Origin of the sequence: Pseudomonas sp. NPDC087814, assembly GCF_044742865.1 — a bacterium.
GTDB lineage: Bacteria > Pseudomonadota > Gammaproteobacteria > Pseudomonadales > Pseudomonadaceae > Aquipseudomonas.
Genome location: NZ_JBIUVK010000028.1, coordinates 1 through 16,930, shown reverse-complemented (window position 1 = coordinate 16,930; position 16,930 = coordinate 1). Strand labels below are relative to the sequence as shown.

The window sequence follows — 16,930 nt, the reverse complement described above, 5'->3', positions numbered from 1 at the left end:
GATAGGTGCAACAGGAAACGACCGAATTACGGTGAGTCTAGGCCGCTTGCGCGCCGATGAAATTCTTGCCGCGTGCGCCTTGCAGGGCGAAGCGGATCATCGCCTCGGCCTCGGTGGCATTCACGCCGTAGTCGGCAAATTCGGTCTTCACGTCCAGGCTGTGGAGGAAGTCGCGCAACTGCGCCTGGGCCTGCTGCAGGTCGGTGCCGAATACCCGTTGCAGAGTGCGGTCCCGCGCGGCGTCGTGCCCCCATGCCAGGCCCAGTACCAGCGGCAAAGTGAAGGAACAGGCGATGCCATGGGGCAGGCCGTGGTGCAGAGTCATCTCATAAGAGATGGAGTGGGCGAGGGCGGTCTTGGTGTTGGAAAAAGCCAGGCCGGCTTTCAGCGCCGCCAAGGCCATGCGCGAGCGCAATTCCTGGTTGCCGAGGTCACGCCGCAAGCGCGGCAGGCATTCCAGGATGTCTTCGATGGCGGAGATGGCGAAGGTGTCCGAGACCGGGTTGGCGTTGACGTTCCAGATCGATTCCAGCGCATGGGACAAGGCATCCAGCCCGGTGGACACCGTGACCCCGGCCGGCACCGTCAGCATCAACTGCGGGTCGATGATCGCCACTGTCGGCCAGGTGCAGTCCAGGTGCAGCGAATACTTCTTGAGGCTGGCGGAGTCCCAGATCGTCGCCCATGGCGTGACTTCGCTGCCGGTGCCGGCGGTGGTCGGTGCGGCAATCAACAGCTTGTGGCGGGCCGGCGCGAAAGGTTTACCGGTGGCCAGCAACGCCAGCAGCTCGTCGAAATCCCCGGAATCTGTGCCGACGATCAAGGCCTTTGCCGTATCAATTGCACTGCCACCGCCGACGGCGACCACCACCTGGCAGTCACCGGCCTGCAGCCAGAAACGCTCGTAGGTGTCGCGCAGTTGGGCCACGTCAGGGTTGGGCTGTACGTCTTCAATGACGTACACCAGGCGTTCGCCCAGCAGGGCCTGGATGCGGTCTACCAAACCGAGCCCGCGGGCTTCGGGAAAGGTCACGAGGGCGACGCTCTGGCCTTCGGTAAGAGCGGCGAGTTCTTGCAGGCAGCCCCAGCCGAAGCGGGTGTCTACCGGGTTGTGGAAGCGGGCAGTCATGGCGGGTTCCTGGTTTTTGTTATTGGAAGTGCCGCCATAGTCGGGGAGGGTGAGGTGGACCTCAAATCGATAGATTGTGGGGATGGATTGGCTGGGCCGATAGTACAGCCCGACCGTCAGGTGACTTCAGCGCACGTTCCGGAACAACATCAATCGCGCACTCTCATGCAGGCCACGGGTCAGCCCCTGCAACCGCTCAAACTCCTCGGGATACTGCTGAGCCACATTGTCCCTCGGCGTTTGCGACGCCAGGTCATGCAGGGTCGGCGAGCTGCCGTCGTGCTCCATTTGCAGCAGGAAGTCCTTGGTCACGCCGCCGATCAGCGGGAACGTGCCCTCGCGCAATACCAGCGGCACCACGCGCTCGCCTTCCGGCGCAGGTTGCTGGATATCCCGGCCCATCGCGCCATTGCGGAACGGTATGCCCGCCATGCCGGCCACGGTCGGCAGCAGGTCCGCCAGGCCGACGGCTTCTTCGATCACCCGGGGTTGCAGGCCGGGCGCGTGGATCATCATCGGCACGTTGTTGCTTTCCAGCCCAAGCTGCTCGAATGCCGGCGCCATGTGCGGAATCTGGCTGATTCGGGTGTTGTGGTCGCCGAAAAACACGAAGATGGTGTTGTCGTAGTAACCGCCAGCCTTGGCGATTTCCATCAGGCGGCCGATGTTGAAGTCCAGCAGGCGCACGGCGTTGTACTGCTCGACGCTGCGGCTGCCTGCGGCCTGCACTTGTTCCACGGTGAGGTCATGCACCTTGAAGCCATCGTTGGTCTTGGGGATGGTAAACGGTCGGTGGTTGCCGGAGGTTTGCAGGTAGGCGAAGAACGGTTGGTCCTTGGGGATGGCCCGCAGCAGTTCGTCGCCTTCCTTGAACAGGTCCAGATCCGAAACGCCCCACACGTCCACCCGTGGCGAGCGCCAGTGGCTTTCGTCATACAGCTTCACGCCGTCGATGCTCTGGCGGATCAAGGCGTTGATATTCGCCCAGCCGGCATTGCCGCCGATCATGTAGAGCTTCTGGTAGTCCTCGAACGCATTGATCAAGGTGTGTTGCCGGGTGATCAGCGGGTTGCGGGTTGCCGTCTCCTGGCGGGTAACGTCGGGCACGCCGGTGATGCTCGCCCACACGGTTTTGGCGGTGCCGGTGACGGGCACGTAGAAGTGTTTGAAGAACCAGCTTTCCTTCGCCAGCTTGTCGAGGTTCGGCGTGGGGTTCAGCGGGTTGCCATAGGCGCCCACGGCGCTGGTGCCGAGGGACTCGAGCATCACGAAGATCACGTTCGGCGGGCGCTCGCCCTTGAGCCGATAAGGCTGCACGGCTTGTTCACGGGCGAAGTTCAACTGCTCGGGGTCGGGCTGGCTGACCCCCAGATAATTCGCGACTTGCGGGTAATGCTCTCGCACCCGCGCCTCATCGAATTGCGACTGGCCGACCTTGAGGGTGTCGTACAGAAACAGCACCGGGTTGAGGCCCACGGCGGCGATCTGGTTGTTGCCGGAAAAGAACGCGTCGCTCCAGCGCAGAGGCACCGGGTTTTCGATATTGAGGTTGGCGACGCGGCCGAGCAGGGCCAGCAATACCGCGATCACGCCGACGGTGGCCACGGATGCGATGGCCAACTTGCCAATGGGTTTGCGTTCGCCATCCAGGGTGATGCGTTCAAGGCGAACCAGGGCGTAGGTCCATAGGCCGACGGCGGCAAGCCAGCTCAAGGTTATCCACAGCACCGGGTAGGTTTCCCACACCATCTGTTGTGAAATCTGCGCGTCTTCCAGGTAACGCAGCACCGTGGCGTTGATGCGCACACCGAGGTAGGCGTAGTGGCCGAAGTCGATGATGTACACCAGCCCGACGATGGCCAGCGCCAGCAGCAGATAACCCCGTGCCAGCCAGCGCAGGGCGGGGACAGTCACCAGGTTCCAGCGTGGCAGCCAGGCGAGCAGTGCCAGGGGCAACAGGATCAGCACCGCCAGGCGCAGGTCGAAACGCAGGCCGATGCCCACGGTTTCCAGCAGTGCGGGCTCCCTCAGGTCGACCCCGGAAAATCCCCATACAAACACCAGCCGCAGTGCCGCCAGCAACGCAAATACCAAACCGATCGCGCCCACGCCGTAGCGCAGGCGGCGCGAGTGCAACCATCCCATCATTGACCTCTGTGCAATTTTAAAAGAGGGCGCCAGGCAGCCATCGCCAGCATCCACAACCCGGCCACCAGGCAGTAGCCCGTCAGCAGTGGGTCGATCAGATAGTCCCAGTAGTTTTCCGAGGCCTTGAGCCGTAGTGCGAACGCCAGGGTGCCCGCCGCGAGCATCCACACCGCCAGCGTATTACGCAGCCAGAGCATCAACAGTGCTGCCGCGCCTATCAGCACGATCATCGGCCGAGGGTTGAAACCCCAGCGGTAGGGGTCGAAATACGTCAGGCCCATCGTCGCCGGGTACAGCACCAGGCTCAGGATGCCAAACAGCAGCAGCACCTGGACCTTCTGCGGGCGCTGGAGCGGCTGCACCACGCCCAACCGGCACAGGCTGACCCACGCCAGCAACACCAGGGTGCTGATGGCCAGGTCATCGGTGAAGCTGCGCACATACGCCGCCAACGGCAGTTCGTTGACCGGGATAAAACTCACCACCACCAACACCGGCAGCAGCCAGGGGCGCCAGGGTGTTGTGACGCGCAACAGGCTGAGCAGCACAAAACCCAACAGCACAAAACTCAAATGTGCTTGCCATACAGAAACCATCACAGGCGCTCCGACAGCCAGGCTTCGTTGAAGCTGACATGTTTGATAAAGGTGTTATTCCACGAGTACACCAGGTGGTACATGCCGTCCGGGCTGCGGCTGAAGTATGGGTACTCGTATTCGAAATCGCAGCCACGGGGCTTGCACACCCGGTAGTCCAGGTTGCTGAGGAAGCGTTGTTCCAGCGGCAGGCGCAGGGCGCCGCTGGAGGCGCGGAAGCCTTCGCCGATGATTTCCTTGTAGGCCTCGGGGGAGAACGGTTGGCCCAAGGGGTCGGGGGATTGATCCAGTTCCACCACGGTGCGCCACTGATTGAGCTTGGCATCGGTGCCGTACAGGCTGAGCTTGAAGCGGCCGTCCTGCAGGTCGTTGAGGGCCACGAGCAAACCGTCGCCTTCAGTGCTGACGGCTGCCAGCGAGGAGTTGGGATTGGACGGTTCCAATGGGTAAGGCTCGCTCCAGGTTTGGCCGGCGTCTTCGGTGCGACTGGCGAGGACTCGGTGATGGGTTTCGCCGGCGTAACGCAACATGGCGATGGCGCGTTGGCCGTCCTGCGGGACGATGGTCGGCTGCAGCGAGTTCTTCCCACGGCTGATACGGAATTTGTCGACCACCGCACCGTCGGGGCTCAAGTACAGGTACTCGGCGAATTTGCCCATGAACTCGTGGTACACCGGCAGGCCGATGGAACCGTCGGCGTGGAATACCGGTGCGGCGCGCACCAGCGTGCTGATATTGAAGAAAGGCGAGGTGATCAGTTGCCGAGGGGCCGACCAGTTCGTCCCCAGGTCATCCGAGACCATCACGTTGATCGCGCTGGTGGCCCAGCCGCCTACCGACACCGAAACGTAGAACATCCACAGGCGATTGTCCGGTGCCAGGGCGATCACCGGGTTGCCCAGTTTACGGATGTAGCGGTGCGTGCCGTCGCGGGTGCTTTCACGGGTGGCCAATACTTGCTCCGGGCCCCACTCGGCGCTTTTCGCGTCAAAGCGCGCGGTGCGCACCTGCACATCGGCGGCGCCCTCGCGGGACCCGGCAAACCACACGGCCATCAGGTCGCCGCCGGGCAGGGCGGTGACCGAGGAGGAATGCACAAAGTCATTGAGCTGCGAGGAGACAAAGCGGCTGCTGTATTGCGGGGCGGCCGCTGCAGGGGACGTGTCCTTGCCAGCTTGGGCAAACGGCGCCAGCACGTGGGGCGGGTGACTGGTCCAGGCAACTAGAAACACCAGTAGCAGACTGCAGATCGTTAAAGGCGCGCGTATCGAAAACGTGTCGAAAAAAGGCTTGTTGCGCACAGAAACACTCTCAACAGGCATAGGAGGTTTCACTGTGCAAAACCAACCTTAGCGAAAGCTTAGTTGGCAACGGCCCGTAACATCTTTCCCGAAATAGCCTCGACGGTTACACGGCATCATGCCGCCGGTTACTCCAGAGAATCAGTTATGCGCCTGCTCCTTGTCGAAGATGATCGTGCCCTTGGCCAAGGGATCCGCGTGGCCCTGGGCGCCGAAGGCTACACCCTGGACTGGTTGCAGGATGGCGTCAGCGCCTTGCACGCGTTGCGCACCGAAAGCTTCGACCTGCTGCTGCTCGATCTCGGCCTGCCGCGCCTCGACGGCCTCACACTCCTGCAAACCCTGCGTGCCGAGCAATACGACCTGCCGGTGCTGATCCTCACCGCCCGCGACGGCACCGCCGAACGCATTGCCGGCCTGGATGCCGGCGCCGACGACTACCTGGTCAAACCCTTCGATGTCGAAGAGTTCAAGGCCCGCGTCCGCGCCCTGTTGCGCCGCAGCCAGGGCCGGGCGCAGCCATTGCTGGAACATGCGGGCGTGAGCCTGGACCCGGTGACCCAACAGGTCAGTTATCAAGGCGAGGACGTTGTGGTCACGCCGATGGAATACCAACTGCTGCACCAACTGATGGTGCGCCCCGGCAAAGTCGTCACCCGCGAACGTCTGTCCCGCGCGCTGTACGGCTGGCAGGACCGCGTCGAAAGCAACACCCTCGAAGTCCTTATCCACAACCTGCGCAAAAAACTCTCCACCGAACTGATCCGCACCGTACGCGGCGTGGGCTACATGGTGGAACTCAAGCCATGAACTCGGTCCGCGCGCGCATCCTCATTCCGGTGCTGGTGCTGATCCTGCTGGGTGATGGCCTGATCAGTTGGCTGGTGCTGCGGGACAGCCACCACGAAATCGAAGAAGTCTACGACGCTCAACTCGCCCAAAGTGCCCGCTTGCTGCAAGGCGTACTGCGCCAGCGCGACCCCGGCGATGCCGATTGGGACCGCCTGTACCAGGCTTTCGATCAAGCCATGAGCCGCGTCGGCGAAGACGGCGCCGCGCACCCCTACGAAACCCGCCTGACCTTTCAGGTATGGCGCACCGACGGCCAACTGCTGGTGCGCTCCACCGACGCGCCGATCCTCAACGCACCGCCCACCACCCTCGGGCCTCACGACCTGATGGAAAACGGCAACGACTGGTGCGCGTTCATGCTCGCCGACATGCAACAAGGCCTGCTGATCTGGGTGGGCGAGCGCGACGACATTCGCCAGGACGTGATCCAGCGCATCATCCGCCACACCCTCTGGCCCATCCTGATTGGCGTGCCGCTGCTGGCGTTGTTGATCTGGCTGACCATCGGCTGGGGCCTCAAGCCCCTGCGCGCCATGGCCCAGGCCATTCGCGGGCGGGACAGCAATACGTTGCGACCGCTGCAGCTTGAGCCATTGCCCACGGACCTGGAACCGATGCAAACCGCGCTGAACCGGTTGTTGGTGCAGGTGGATGACCTGCTGGAGCGGGAGCGTCGGTTTATCGCTGACGCGGCGCATGAACTGCGCACGCCGTTGGCGATATTGCGCATTCACGCGCAGAACGCCCAGAGCGCGGGTACCGGGGAGGAGCGGCGAGAGGCGTTGGACTTCCTGGTAAATGGCGTGGACCGGGCGACGCGCATTGGCAGCCAACTGCTGACCATGGCGCGCATCGAGCCGCAGTTGAACAACACCGTACGAGTGCGTGTGCCGTTGACGGAGTTGGTGCGCGAAGAACTTGCGGAACTGACGCCCCTGGCGATGGAGAAAGGCGTTGAGTTGGTGCTGGAAGGGGATGAGGAATGCTGGATTGAAACGGACCCGATAGCGTTGGCGATTGCGCTGCAGAACCTGGTGACCAATGCGCTGAATTTCTCGCCGGCGGGGAGTGAGGTGAGGGTGATGGTGCGGGGGACGGATTCAGGAGGGGTGCAGCTTTGTGTGGAGGATGCGGGGCCGGGGATTGATGAGGGGGAGATTGGGCGGTTGTTCGAGCGGTTTTATAGCCGTGGGAATGCAAATGGGGCGGGGTTGGGGTTGGCGATTGTGCAGATGATCGTGGGGAAGATTGGGGGGCGGTTGGAGTTGTATAACCGGGAGGTGGGTGGGTTGTGTGCGCGGTTGAGTTTTAGCGAGGGGGCTGCTTGAAAAGGCCGTCGTTATAAGCACGGCTTTCATCGCAAGGCTACGGTGCTGTGCTGAATAAATGCGGATGTTCTGCCTGAAATGCTTTGAAAGTCTTGTACTTCCAGCGGTCGCCGCCCGGGTCTTCATCCGATGAACTGACCTCGCCGAAATACCAATGCTCTGACTCGAACTGTTCTCCGTCCTCATCTTCGTGGATGAAGTGAAAACCCACCTCGTGTAGGCCTGGGGGGATGATCAACCCCCATTCGTTTGCAAGGCTTCTGCCCGTTATTCGGGTTTGGCGAAAGTAGTCGTGGTCGAAGGGCAGAATAGCGCCGAGGTAGCGGCTTTTATCGATGTAGACGCAGACTTCGCTTGAGAACATGTCGGGCACAAGAATGGCTGCTACGATCCAGCATTCAGGTGTTTCATCGGGCCGGGCTTGAATCAGGTGCGCGGCCGCGTTGATCAATTGCTGAGCGCAGTGTGCCTGGATCGCCGGGGTTGTTTGCTTGCCTTCGACCAAGGTTTCTATGACGGGGATTTTGAAGTTTTCAAATCCTCGCCTCACTGGGAAGTCTTCTAAAAACCAGCCTTCGAAACTATCTGCCCATCGGCTTATTTCGCGCAAGCGCCTGGGGATGTTGCGGAGTTTTTTGTCTGAAAGTGCAAGACGACGCATAGGGTATGAATACTCTTGGTTTGCTTCTGTTTGTGAGGCCCGGGCTTATTCTTGATCACCAGGACTTTCTATAATCGAGAGCGAGAAAGTAGTCACTTTCCGACGAAATAATTTTGTGGCTGAAGAGCGGCTGTATAGTTAATAGCCATTCTTCACGCAGCTGGAACATTCCGTTGTTAATGTCGTCTTCAACGGACAGTCTGAGCGAGTCGACAACGGTATAGTCCTCGCCCAAGTCTGCGGAGCGCTCTATTCCTAAACCAAGCTCTGTCGACTTATCGAACCATTCCAGTCTTAATTTCAGTCCCATATGCCCTCACAAAAATTTTTTGATATTTCGTTTTTTCTTAGGCTTTTTCAGCCGTTCACCAGTTATGTGGTTGAACGCCCCCAAGTGACTGCCATCGCTTGCTCTATACGCCTCTAGTTCGCCGTGCTGCGAGTCCCACTCGTAAATTATCCGTCCTTTGTCATCAATCCAGCGCTCTCTAAGCCCTGCCCCACCTTGCTTTGGGGTCTTGGGTTTTGCCTTGCTCAGGTTTAGGAAACCGGTGATTTCGTCTGTGCCGGGAGCGGAATGGTATTTGTGATCGCCCGCCCTAACGCTAACCACCACATACAGCGGCCGAACCCCCGACTCCACCGGAAACACCAGAATAAAATCCCGATACTCCGGCGGATAAATCGGGTTAACCAGAATCTGCTCGGCAGCCTCCGTCGGCGGATAAATCCACATCACCGGAGCTTGCGGTGCAGCTTCCAATGCCGGAATGCCAAGGGTGTCGCCAGGATCAATGGCCGGCGTCCAAATCAGCTCCACACCCTCGCCAAGATCCGCCACGAACTGACTGTCACGACTCTGAAACTGCACCACATCGATCATCTGCCAGTCGGTATTTTTACCGGTGTAAAACCCATATCCCTTCAGCGTCCCATCGGCGCGTTGCTCGATATGCAACCGCATCCGCGAACGGGCTTTTTGCAGGTGACGAAGCTGCTCTTCGCTATAGAGCGCACTGTCGCCAAGCTCCGACGGCCAGGCCAGCGCCACCAGCCCTGCAAGCAAACCCCCAGCGGCGGCACCGACCGCCGCAGCCGCGGACTTCAACGCGGATGTACGCAGCACAAGCTGGCCAAGCCCAACGGGTAGGGCACTACCGCTGATTTTCCTGAGGGATACGCCGCCTTGGCTGTCCACTTCCCGTCCGCCTAACAGCGTGAAGTGGCCGTAATCCTTGATCAGCTCAAGCGGCACATAACCGGTGGGGTTGTTGTAGCTGATGATCCCGTCGGGCAGTTGGCACGACTTGGCGAATACATGACCTGGAATTCTCGCGGGTTCAGGCGTGGGCGCGGGAGGGGCTTCATACAAATCAATGAACGGTGAATACGGAATCTGCTTAGGCTGCGGCGTCAGGATTCGCCGCTTCAGCTGCTCTTCTTCGGTAATGGGATACGCGCGCTCTGTCATGGCTGCTCACTTCCCTGTGCAAGGAAGCGAGCCTATGAGAGCGGAGAAGAACCTGAAATTCTCGTTGTTCGATGGGAGGTGTGGGAAAAGTCACTTTAGCAATCGCTACATTGATTCAAGCACGTTTACTCTGCCTGAGAGCGCTGTATCTGCGCGCCCAACTGCGCGGCTTTATTACGTAACCCGTCCAACCGGTCGTTCAACTCCTTGTATCCAGGCTTCCAGAAAAAAACGCCGCCTTCGCTGCTTTGTCCAAGAACGAGGTCATTGAACGAGCCCATTCCGCCGTATGCAGAGCGCAAATAGGTGATTCCGGAGTAATCGGATGCTTGCAATAAGGTTTTGGCCTTACGCATCCATCGGCTCCAGTGATTGTCCCCATCGCTTTCCAGCAGGATGGCAAGTTCCTCAAGCACATCGATTAGCTCTGCGGTTTTTGGGCCCATAGTGGGAAATCCTTAAAAGCGGAGTTTTCGTAACGGTTCAAAGCACATGCCTGGAAATCACCCTCGATATCTCAACAATCGACGTCTTTCCCGTGAATTCAAACTTCACTTTCCCCACCGCCGAAAAGTAAATCTCCAGCTCCGAATCCAGATCGAACGTCCCGGAGGTTTCCACCGAATACGCGACGATGTTTTTGTACGGCAGGGACGTGAAGTCTTTTTTGCTGCCGGTAATCCCTTGCACGTTCACGGCGATGATGCGCTTGGTGGTGAACACCACCCCATCGCGCATGGCCTTATAGGAATCGATGACCTGCTCATCATCCAGCAGCAATGACGAAACGCGCTCGGCGTATTCGTTGTTCTGCTTGAGCTTGAAGAAGCCTTTGTTGTTGAAGTCGATCATGTGCCTTTCCTTGGGTGAGTGGTGCAGCAGATGCCGGTACCGGTGTATGACGTTTTGCTCGCGGATCTGTATCTAACGGTGTTCCTTTTATCGACCTACCATGGCGCCAACAACCCGCCGGCCATCACAAGGTTTTACGTCGTCAAGGAGCCACACCATGCCCGAACTCTCCAGCCTGCTTGCCTACGGCCTGATCTCGCTCGGCATGGTACTGACGCCCGGCCCGAACATGATTTACCTCATTTCGCGGTCGATCTGCCAGGGGCGAGTGGCCGGGCTGATTTCCCTGGGCGGCGTTGCGATGGGTTTTGTCGTCTATATGTTCTGCGCGGCATTGGGTATCACCGCGTTGGTGATGGCGGTTCCCTATGCCTACGACGCGCTGCGGCTCGGCGGGGCGCTGTATCTGGTTTACCTGGCCTGGCAGGCGGTGAAGCCGGGTGGCCGGTCGCCCTTCCAGGTGCGGGACTTGCCCAAGGACAGCCCGCGCAAGCTGTTCATGATGGGCTTTGTCACCAACCTGCTGAATCCCAAAGTGGCAGTGATGTATCTGTCGTTGCTGCCCCAGTTTATCGACCCCAACGGGCACGCCAGTGTGCTGTCGCAATCGCTGGTACTGGGCTTTACGCAGATCATGATCAGCGTGAGCGTCAACGGGCTGATCGCTCTGATGGCGGGCTCGATCGCGGGGTTCTTCATCCGCAAACCGGTCTGGCAAACCGTACAGCGCTGGTTGATGGGCTCGGTGCTGATGGGCCTGGCTGTACGCATGGCGGTCGAAGGCAGGCGTTAAAGGATCGCCTTCAGGTAATCCTTGAGTGCGTTGAGCGGGGCATTGAGTTCTTCGAGTGTCGTCGCTTGGCGCGCATCCACCGCAAGCCGTTGCAGCTCGCGGCCCATCACGGTGTGTGCACCGCCCAGGGATTCGAGGGCCAATGCCAGGCACTCGTCGATCTTATGCTGGATGGCATTGATATCGCCCTTGCGCACCAGCAAGCCAAACACCTCCCGCTCATAGCCGTCCATGACCAGGTCGTCCCGCAGAATCGGGCTCGCGCCTTCGGTCTCATGCACCAGCTTGAGCGCAAAAAGCGCTACAGCTTCCAGCGTCTGTTCCATGGCCAAGGTTCCTCTTTTCTCGCGTTCGCCCGCCCATCATCACTTTCCTGCAGGCGAAAAAAAGACCTTGGACTTCAAGGTCTTTTTAAGATGGTCGCCTCATTGGGAGGGCCAAGCTATTCAGCAACCTTGAGGGCCATAGGTGTTTCAAGTTCGTCCATACACGTGACCATAGAGGGAGGTTTGTGTGACGACGTTTTGTTGCAACTGTTGCCCTGTGAAGATGGCGGGCCGCGACAAGTATACTTACGCAGTGTGCTTACTGTCTGCCTTTGAGGTTGATCCAAACATTGGCCGAGATTTGAAGGGGAGGCAGGGTCGTACGATCAATGTCCAGTAGGCGCATCATATCCTTGGTCGGGCGCGCCGCTCAGTCCAGGGCAACGCTGGTCACTGCGCTTGGCGCTACGGCAGGCTTATCGAATCGAGCGCTCATGTGGTGTCAGAATTTAGGGGGGCTGAGAAAATCCCTACACATTTCTTTACTTTTGTACTGTTTATATGTACAGTTGTTTCTCGCCAGGAAGGCGAGACGATTTAATTTAAGGAATAAGGTAACCAATGTATCAAGATACTCCATATGTGTTTATGCCAAGCGCATCGCTCGATAACGGGCCACAGCTAAGATCAATCATTCAGGCTGGATATCGTTGGATTCAAATCAATCGGGACGTATGCCCGATCAAGACCCCCGTATCTCTCAATAAGTTGGATTTAACTCCGGCTCATGGCCTCATCATCGAGCCAGCACCGGGGATTGAAAAGGTACGAATTGATTCAAGCGGAATCGGCCGCAACCCCAACTCCCCTACCGATCCAAGTTATGCTGCGTTTGATTACCAAGGAAAGGTACGCCCGGCAAGTTATCTTGTTCGCGCAGCAGGTCTGAATCAAACTGAAATTTTCGTCGCTGACGCGACAAAGTATGTGGCGGGGGATTGGATTGTAATTTCGGATGCATCGACTAATTTTGCAAGTATGCCTCTGCCACTCGACGGACCGATGGAGGTTCGCCAAGTTCTCCGCGTGCTTGGTGGCTCCTTGGTAATTAATAACGCCTTGAAGACGGCACATCCTAACGGCGCTATCGTGGCAACTTGTGTGCCGATTCGTAACGTCTTTATTCGAGGTCTTGAATTTACGGGGAACTCCGCCGTAGGCGTGCATTTACATTACGCTCAGCATTGTACAGTGCAGAACATCACGTCGGTTAATTGGAAAGGACGAGCGCTTGTTCTTATTGATAATGGCGGCAATAACAACTCTGTGATCGACTGTTATTGCACCGGCACTGTGCCAGGCGGTGGGCCAGAGCAGAATGCTTGGGGTGTTGTGATGGAAGGGCAGGACTCATCCCGCATGATAAATAGCGGCGGCGAGCTTTGTGGGAATGGCAGTGCAATGAATTACTGCATTGACAGCGTGTCGGTCGACGCAAGGGCTCGTCGCAATAATGTTAACGTTGGAGTCTACACTCAATCGCTGAGAAGTGGCTTTCTTCGCCCGAGGACCGACATGCCTCTCATCCTTGATCGTTACGAAAGCCCGGAAAACACTGAATGCTATATTTCTAATATGCAAAGTTTTTCTTAAGCGAGTGGCGCATTGTGTTGAGGGGTACTATTGTAATTTAGTCTTCAACTGTAAGCCTTGAAGCTCTCGAGTTGAGATAGTCATTCTGCGCCATTGATGAAACCGCCCCGCCCAAAAAAGCGGGGTGGTTGCTATTTGTTTGGGATAAAGATTTCTGCAGATCCGCTAATGACTTTCTTGCCTTTTACGCTACAGATAGTATCGAAAAAAACTCGGCGTTTTTCCAAGTCTACTTTAGTTACTGTAACTTCGGCAACGATAGTGTCGTCAATATAGACGGGGCGTAAAAAATTCAGGCTCTGCGATACATACACACAACCAGGCCCCGGGATTTTTGTGCCGAATATGGCAGAGAAAAACCCAGCAGACATTAATCCATGTGCGATACGCTTGCCAAACCTTGAAGCCTCAGCATATTCTCTGTCGATGTGTACAGGGTTGTGGTCGCCACTAATACCTGCAAATGCCTTGATATCAGCGTCCGTTATAGTTTGAGAGTAGCTTGCCTTCATTCCAACTGTAATTTCAGCAATGGGAACGGACCCCATGGTAAAGTCTCTCATCAGCTGCCCAGTCCCTTTCGAAGTGGTTTGGCCGGGTTTCCGACAACTACGGTGCCCGGTGCAACGCTCTTGGTCACTACGGCTCCCATCCCAACAACAGCCCCTTCACCAATGACAATTGGTTTTTCTGGTGTTCCCTGCTTAATAATGGCACCTGTTCCTATATAGGCATGATCTTCTATGGTGACGTTACCGTTACATTTTACGCTTGGTGCGAAAGTTACGAAGTCACCTATCGTGCAATCATGTGCGACATAAGAGTACAGGTTGGCGTGAAAGTATTTCCCGATTTTTGTATTGGATGTAATGGTTGTGAATGGGCATAAAATTGCGCCCTCACCTATTACGTTGCAGGCTAAACTTACACTGTTATTGATGGAGTGTATTGTGAATGGCAGCGCTCCCGAAGAAATCATTTCGGCGGCAATTCGCTCGCGAATCCTGCTATTACCTATGGCGATGTTGAAGAATTTTTCGCCTGATGACAATGCATTGAATTCAGCGGTGGTCATCACTGCTACGCCGTTAATCTCTGCCGCTTGCGATCCATCATCGACAAATACAATCTGAAATTTTTCCTCGCTGAGCACGCCGAGTTTCTCTCTTACGAGTGGCAGCACTTCTCGGCCAAATCCCCCAGCTCCAACAATTGCATAAGTATTCATGTTGACTCCTTTTAACGAATTTGGGCAGCTGTCAAGTCACGGCCGGCCCCGAATGAAATTGCTTCGTCACCGACGAGTTGTTGTGTGCCTGCCTTTTGTCATCGTGCCTGGGCTATACCGTCAAAACGATGCGCTGCATGACGATGTTCCTTGTGATTGTCTATCGTCTTGTAAAGAGGCGGCGGTTCTAAAGGGGTTGATTGTACTGTGTTCTGTTGTAATGAGCTTCTACCGGGTGCTCACCTTCGTGCTGAGCTCTGGCCTGAAGCGGCCGGTCAGGGCGTCGCCTGACGCGTCCTTGGCTCGCACATGGATCATGTTCCGCAGTGACTGGCAGGCTTGCTTGCGGCGCACGGAAGTAAGTACGAGCGACGTCATAGGTCTCACAGCACTGCTTGGCTTCGGGTTCAAGTGATAACAGGACTGTGTCAGCGAGAAGGGCGCGCTTGATGCCGGACCGCTTCAATTTTCATGGAGCCAAGTTCGTATTTTTGGCGAACATACATCAACGCCGAATAAGACAACAAGGAACATACTGGAAAAAGAAGGGATAAGCAGAAACAAGAAAGCCGGCGCAGTGGCCGGCTTTGCTGTGTATCAGCAGCATGTCAGAACAACATGAAACCTTTAGATGGTGCCCCGAGGGAGACTCGAACTCCCACTCCTTTCGAAAACGGATTTTGAATCCGCCGCGTCTACCAATTCCGCCATCAGGGCTCAATGGCGGCGAAGTATAGAGATGAGATTACCGTTGGTCAATCACGTTTCATGGTCAATTTTCACTATTTCCGCTAGACTTCCCGGCCCTGCTAGACGAACCCCATCATGCGCGTTGCTGACTTTACTTTTGAGCTCCCTGATTCGCTGATCGCTCGCCATCCTTTGGCCGAGCGTCGCGCCAGTCGACTGCTGACCCTGGACGGGGTCAGCGGTGCCCTCGCACACCGTCAATTCACTGATTTGCTTGAGCATTTACGCCCAGGCGACTTGATGGTTTTCAACAATACCCGGGTGATTCCGGCTCGCCTTTTTGGCCAGAAAGCATCCGGCGGCAAGCTGGAAATTCTGGTGGAGCGGGTGCTGGACAGCCATCGCGTGCTGGCCCATGTGCGCTCCAGCAAGTCGCCGAAACCGGGTTCGAAGATCCTTATCGATGGCGGTGGCGAAGCAGAAATGCTGGCCCGTCATGATGCGTTGTTCGAGCTTGGGTTTGCCGAGGAAGTGTTGCCGCTGCTGGAACGCGTCGGCCATATGCCGTTGCCTCCTTATATAGACCGCCCGGATGAAGACTCGGACCGCGAGCGTTATCAGACGGTGTATTCCCAGCGACTGGGCGCGGTGGCTGCACCGACGGCGGGGCTGCATTTCGACCAGCCGCTGCTGGATGCGATTGCCGCCAAAGGCGTTGAAACGGCCTATGTGACCCTGCACGTGGGGGCCGGCACGTTTCAGCCGGTGCGTGTGGATAACATCGAAGACCACCATATGCACAGCGAGTGGCTGGAAGTCAGCCAGGACGTCGTGGATGCGGTTGACGCGTGCAAGGCGCGCGGCGGGCGGGTGGTGGCGGTCGGTACGACCAGCGTGCGCTCGCTGGAAAGCGCGGCGCGCGATGGCGTGCTCAAGCCGTTCAGTGGCGACACAGACATCTTTATCTACCCGGGCCGGCCGTTTCATGTGGTCGATGCTCTGGTGACCAATTTCCATTTGCCGGAATCCACGCTGTTGATGCTGGTGTCGGCATTTGCCGGTTATCCCGAGACCATGGCCGCTTATCAAGCCGCCATCGATAACGGATACCGTTTTTTCAGCTACGGTGATGCGATGTTTATCACCCGTAATCCGGCGCCGCGCGGCCCAGAGGAACAATCATGAGTCGTATGTCGTTTGAATTGCTGGCCACGGATGGTAAAGCTCGCCGCGGCCGTTTGACTTTCCCTCGCGGTACCGTCGAGACCCCGGCTTTTATGCCGGTCGGTACCTACGGCACGGTAAAAGGCATGCTGCCGCGTGACATCGTCGCCACGGGCGCCGAGATCATCCTCGGCAACACCTTCCACCTGTGGCTGCGCCCGGGCACCGAAGTGATCAAGAAGCATGGCGACCTGCATGACTTCATGAAGTGGCAAGGCCCGATCCTCACTGACTCCGGTGGTTTCCAGGTGTTCAGCCTGGGCGCCATGCGCAAGATCAAGGAGGAGGGCGTGACCTTCGCGTCCCCGGTGGACGGCGCCAAAGTGTTCATGGGCCCGGAAGAGTCGATGCAGGTGCAACGTGACCTGGGCTCCGACATCGTGATGATTTTCGACGAGTGCACGCCGTACCCGGCCGATGAAGACGTCGCGCGGATTTCCATGGAACTGTCGTTGCGTTGGGCCCAGCGCTCGAAAAACGCCCATGGCGATAACACCGCTGCCCTGTTCGGTATTGTGCAGGGCGGCATGCATGAAAGCTTGCGCAAGCGCTCGCTCGAAGGCCTGGACAAGATCGGCTTCGACGGCCTGGCCATCGGCGGCCTGTCAGTGGGCGAGCCCAAGCACGAGATGATCAAGGTGCTGGATTACCTGCCGGGCCTGATGCCGGCTGACAAACCTCGTTACCTTATGGGCGTTGGCAAACCGGAGGATCTCGTAGAGGGTGTGCGCCGCGGTG

General features: G+C 57.8%; 18 protein-coding genes and 1 tRNA gene. 6 read left to right on the top strand and 13 right to left on the bottom strand.

The features are described from left to right. Nucleotides 1-37: 37 nt before the first annotated feature. The 4 genes from psrA to ACIOMR_RS19695 form a co-directional block, all read right to left on the bottom strand. A complete protein-coding gene (gene psrA / locus ACIOMR_RS19710; RefSeq protein ID WP_003210343.1) occupies nt 38-1,129 on the bottom strand; it encodes an iron-containing alcohol dehydrogenase PsrA in 1,092 nt (363 codons plus the stop codon). Nucleotides 1,130-1,255: 126 nt separating this feature from the next. After that, nucleotides 1,256-3,274, bottom strand: coding sequence for an LTA synthase family protein (locus ACIOMR_RS19705; protein ID WP_401195918.1), 2,019 nt, complete (start codon nt 3,272-3,274; stop codon nt 1,256-1,258). Continuing rightward, complete coding sequence (locus ACIOMR_RS19700; RefSeq protein ID WP_177069723.1) at nt 3,274-3,873, bottom strand: hypothetical protein; 600 nt, start codon at nt 3,871-3,873, stop codon at nt 3,274-3,276. The genes ACIOMR_RS19705 and ACIOMR_RS19700 overlap by 1 nt, the downstream gene beginning before the upstream one ends. Beyond that, a complete protein-coding gene (locus ACIOMR_RS19695; RefSeq protein ID WP_177020425.1) occupies nt 3,873-5,141 on the bottom strand; it encodes a sialidase family protein in 1,269 nt (422 codons plus the stop codon). The genes ACIOMR_RS19700 and ACIOMR_RS19695 overlap by 1 nt, the downstream gene beginning before the upstream one ends. Before the next feature lie 180 nt (nt 5,142-5,321). Here ACIOMR_RS19695 and ACIOMR_RS19690 point away from each other — a divergent pair, with 180 nt between their 5' ends. Both ACIOMR_RS19690 and ACIOMR_RS19685 read left to right on the top strand, forming a co-directional pair. Beyond that, nucleotides 5,322-5,984: a response regulator gene (locus ACIOMR_RS19690; RefSeq protein ID WP_177021394.1), complete on the top strand. Its 663-nt coding sequence runs from the start codon at nt 5,322-5,324 to the stop codon at nt 5,982-5,984. After that, entirely contained in the window at nt 5,981-7,354 is a 1,374-nt protein-coding gene (locus ACIOMR_RS19685; RefSeq protein WP_401195915.1) for an ATP-binding protein, read from the top strand. The genes ACIOMR_RS19690 and ACIOMR_RS19685 overlap by 4 nt, the downstream gene beginning before the upstream one ends. Nucleotides 7,355-7,391: 37 nt before the next feature. On the opposite strand, the gene ACIOMR_RS19680 is transcribed toward ACIOMR_RS19685, so the two are convergent. The 5 genes from ACIOMR_RS19680 to ACIOMR_RS19660 form a co-directional block, all read right to left on the bottom strand. Then, on the bottom strand, nt 7,392-8,015 hold the full coding sequence (locus tag ACIOMR_RS19680; protein WP_401195912.1) for a DUF3916 domain-containing protein: 624 nt from the start codon (nt 8,013-8,015) through the stop codon (nt 7,392-7,394). A gap of 55 nt (nt 8,016-8,070) precedes the next feature. Next, a complete protein-coding gene (locus ACIOMR_RS19675) occupies nt 8,071-8,325 on the bottom strand; it encodes a colicin E3-like toxin immunity protein (RefSeq protein WP_102368185.1) in 255 nt (84 codons plus the stop codon). Nucleotides 8,326-8,331: 6 nt separating this feature from the next. Then, nucleotides 8,332-9,486 carry an S-type pyocin domain-containing protein gene (locus ACIOMR_RS19670; RefSeq protein ID WP_401195909.1) on the bottom strand — a complete coding sequence of 385 codons (1,155 nt, stop codon included), beginning with the start codon at nt 9,484-9,486 and terminating at the stop codon, nt 8,332-8,334. 125 nt (nt 9,487-9,611) lie between these two features. Beyond that, complete coding sequence (locus ACIOMR_RS19665; RefSeq protein ID WP_008438441.1) at nt 9,612-9,932, bottom strand: DUF6966 domain-containing protein; 321 nt, start codon at nt 9,930-9,932, stop codon at nt 9,612-9,614. Nucleotides 9,933-9,969: 37 nt separating this feature from the next. After that, nucleotides 9,970-10,338, bottom strand: coding sequence for a PH domain-containing protein (locus tag ACIOMR_RS19660; RefSeq protein WP_003210321.1), 369 nt, complete (start codon nt 10,336-10,338; stop codon nt 9,970-9,972). A 157-nt stretch (nt 10,339-10,495) separates the two neighbouring features. Here ACIOMR_RS19660 and ACIOMR_RS19655 point away from each other — a divergent pair, with 157 nt between their 5' ends. Continuing rightward, nucleotides 10,496-11,131: a LysE family translocator gene (locus ACIOMR_RS19655; RefSeq protein ID WP_003210319.1), complete on the top strand. Its 636-nt coding sequence runs from the start codon at nt 10,496-10,498 to the stop codon at nt 11,129-11,131. On the opposite strand, the gene ACIOMR_RS19650 is transcribed toward ACIOMR_RS19655, so the two are convergent. After that, a complete protein-coding gene (locus ACIOMR_RS19650; RefSeq protein ID WP_003210318.1) occupies nt 11,128-11,457 on the bottom strand; it encodes a hypothetical protein in 330 nt (109 codons plus the stop codon). The two genes, ACIOMR_RS19655 and ACIOMR_RS19650, sit on opposite strands and share 4 nt — an antisense overlap. 561 nt (nt 11,458-12,018) lie before the next feature. Between ACIOMR_RS19650 and ACIOMR_RS19645 the strand changes: the two genes are divergently transcribed. Next, entirely contained in the window at nt 12,019-13,050 is a 1,032-nt protein-coding gene (locus tag ACIOMR_RS19645; protein WP_083853252.1) for a hypothetical protein, read from the top strand. A gap of 131 nt (nt 13,051-13,181) precedes the next feature. Here ACIOMR_RS19645 and ACIOMR_RS19640 read toward each other — a convergent pair whose 3' ends face one another. The 3 genes from ACIOMR_RS19640 to ACIOMR_RS19630 form a co-directional block, all read right to left on the bottom strand. Continuing rightward, the gene (locus ACIOMR_RS19640; protein WP_008438438.1) at nt 13,182-13,613 is read right to left on the bottom strand and encodes a MaoC family dehydratase; all 432 of its coding nucleotides are present in this window, start codon (nt 13,611-13,613) and stop codon (nt 13,182-13,184) included. After that, nucleotides 13,613-14,278, bottom strand: coding sequence for an acetyltransferase (locus ACIOMR_RS19635; protein ID WP_401195903.1), 666 nt, complete (start codon nt 14,276-14,278; stop codon nt 13,613-13,615). The genes ACIOMR_RS19640 and ACIOMR_RS19635 overlap by 1 nt, the downstream gene beginning before the upstream one ends. 632 nt (nt 14,279-14,910) lie before the next feature. After that, nucleotides 14,911-14,995, bottom strand: a tRNA-Leu gene (locus ACIOMR_RS19630). Nucleotides 14,996-15,103: 108 nt separating this feature from the next. Here ACIOMR_RS19630 and queA point away from each other — a divergent pair. Continuing rightward, on the top strand, nt 15,104-16,153 hold the full coding sequence (gene queA, locus ACIOMR_RS19625; RefSeq protein ID WP_003210316.1) for a tRNA preQ1(34) S-adenosylmethionine ribosyltransferase-isomerase QueA: 1,050 nt from the start codon (nt 15,104-15,106) through the stop codon (nt 16,151-16,153). Nucleotides 16,154-16,158: 5 nt separating this feature from the next. Then, a partial coding sequence (gene tgt, locus ACIOMR_RS19620) for a tRNA guanosine(34) transglycosylase Tgt (RefSeq protein ID WP_401195967.1) occupies nt 16,159-16,930 on the top strand: 772 nt, incomplete at its 3' end.

Excerpts from the sequence above, each read along its gene's own strand:
- psrA (WP_003210343.1), bottom strand. The coding sequence starts at position 1,129 with ATGACTGCCCGCTTCCACAACCCGGTAGACACCCGCTTCGGCTGGGGC.
- ACIOMR_RS19705 (WP_401195918.1), bottom strand. The coding sequence starts at position 3,274 with ATGGGATGGTTGCACTCGCGCCGCCTGCGCTACGGCGTGGGCGCGATC.
- ACIOMR_RS19700 (WP_177069723.1), bottom strand. The coding sequence starts at position 3,873 with ATGGTTTCTGTATGGCAAGCACATTTGAGTTTTGTGCTGTTGGGTTTT.
- ACIOMR_RS19690 (WP_177021394.1), top strand. The coding sequence starts at position 5,322 with ATGCGCCTGCTCCTTGTCGAAGATGATCGTGCCCTTGGCCAAGGGATC.
- ACIOMR_RS19685 (WP_401195915.1), top strand. The coding sequence starts at position 5,981 with ATGAACTCGGTCCGCGCGCGCATCCTCATTCCGGTGCTGGTGCTGATC.
- ACIOMR_RS19680 (WP_401195912.1), bottom strand. The coding sequence starts at position 8,015 with ATGCGTCGTCTTGCACTTTCAGACAAAAAACTCCGCAACATCCCCAGG.
- ACIOMR_RS19675 (WP_102368185.1), bottom strand. The coding sequence starts at position 8,325 with ATGGGACTGAAATTAAGACTGGAATGGTTCGATAAGTCGACAGAGCTT.
- ACIOMR_RS19670 (WP_401195909.1), bottom strand. The coding sequence starts at position 9,486 with ATGACAGAGCGCGCGTATCCCATTACCGAAGAAGAGCAGCTGAAGCGG.
- ACIOMR_RS19665 (WP_008438441.1), bottom strand. The coding sequence starts at position 9,932 with ATGGGCCCAAAAACCGCAGAGCTAATCGATGTGCTTGAGGAACTTGCC.
- ACIOMR_RS19660 (WP_003210321.1), bottom strand. The coding sequence starts at position 10,338 with ATGATCGACTTCAACAACAAAGGCTTCTTCAAGCTCAAGCAGAACAAC.
- ACIOMR_RS19655 (WP_003210319.1), top strand. The coding sequence starts at position 10,496 with ATGCCCGAACTCTCCAGCCTGCTTGCCTACGGCCTGATCTCGCTCGGC.
- ACIOMR_RS19650 (WP_003210318.1), bottom strand. The coding sequence starts at position 11,457 with ATGGAACAGACGCTGGAAGCTGTAGCGCTTTTTGCGCTCAAGCTGGTG.
- ACIOMR_RS19645 (WP_083853252.1), top strand. The coding sequence starts at position 12,019 with ATGTATCAAGATACTCCATATGTGTTTATGCCAAGCGCATCGCTCGAT.
- ACIOMR_RS19640 (WP_008438438.1), bottom strand. The coding sequence starts at position 13,613 with ATGAGAGACTTTACCATGGGGTCCGTTCCCATTGCTGAAATTACAGTT.
- ACIOMR_RS19635 (WP_401195903.1), bottom strand. The coding sequence starts at position 14,278 with ATGAATACTTATGCAATTGTTGGAGCTGGGGGATTTGGCCGAGAAGTG.
- queA (WP_003210316.1), top strand. The coding sequence starts at position 15,104 with ATGCGCGTTGCTGACTTTACTTTTGAGCTCCCTGATTCGCTGATCGCT.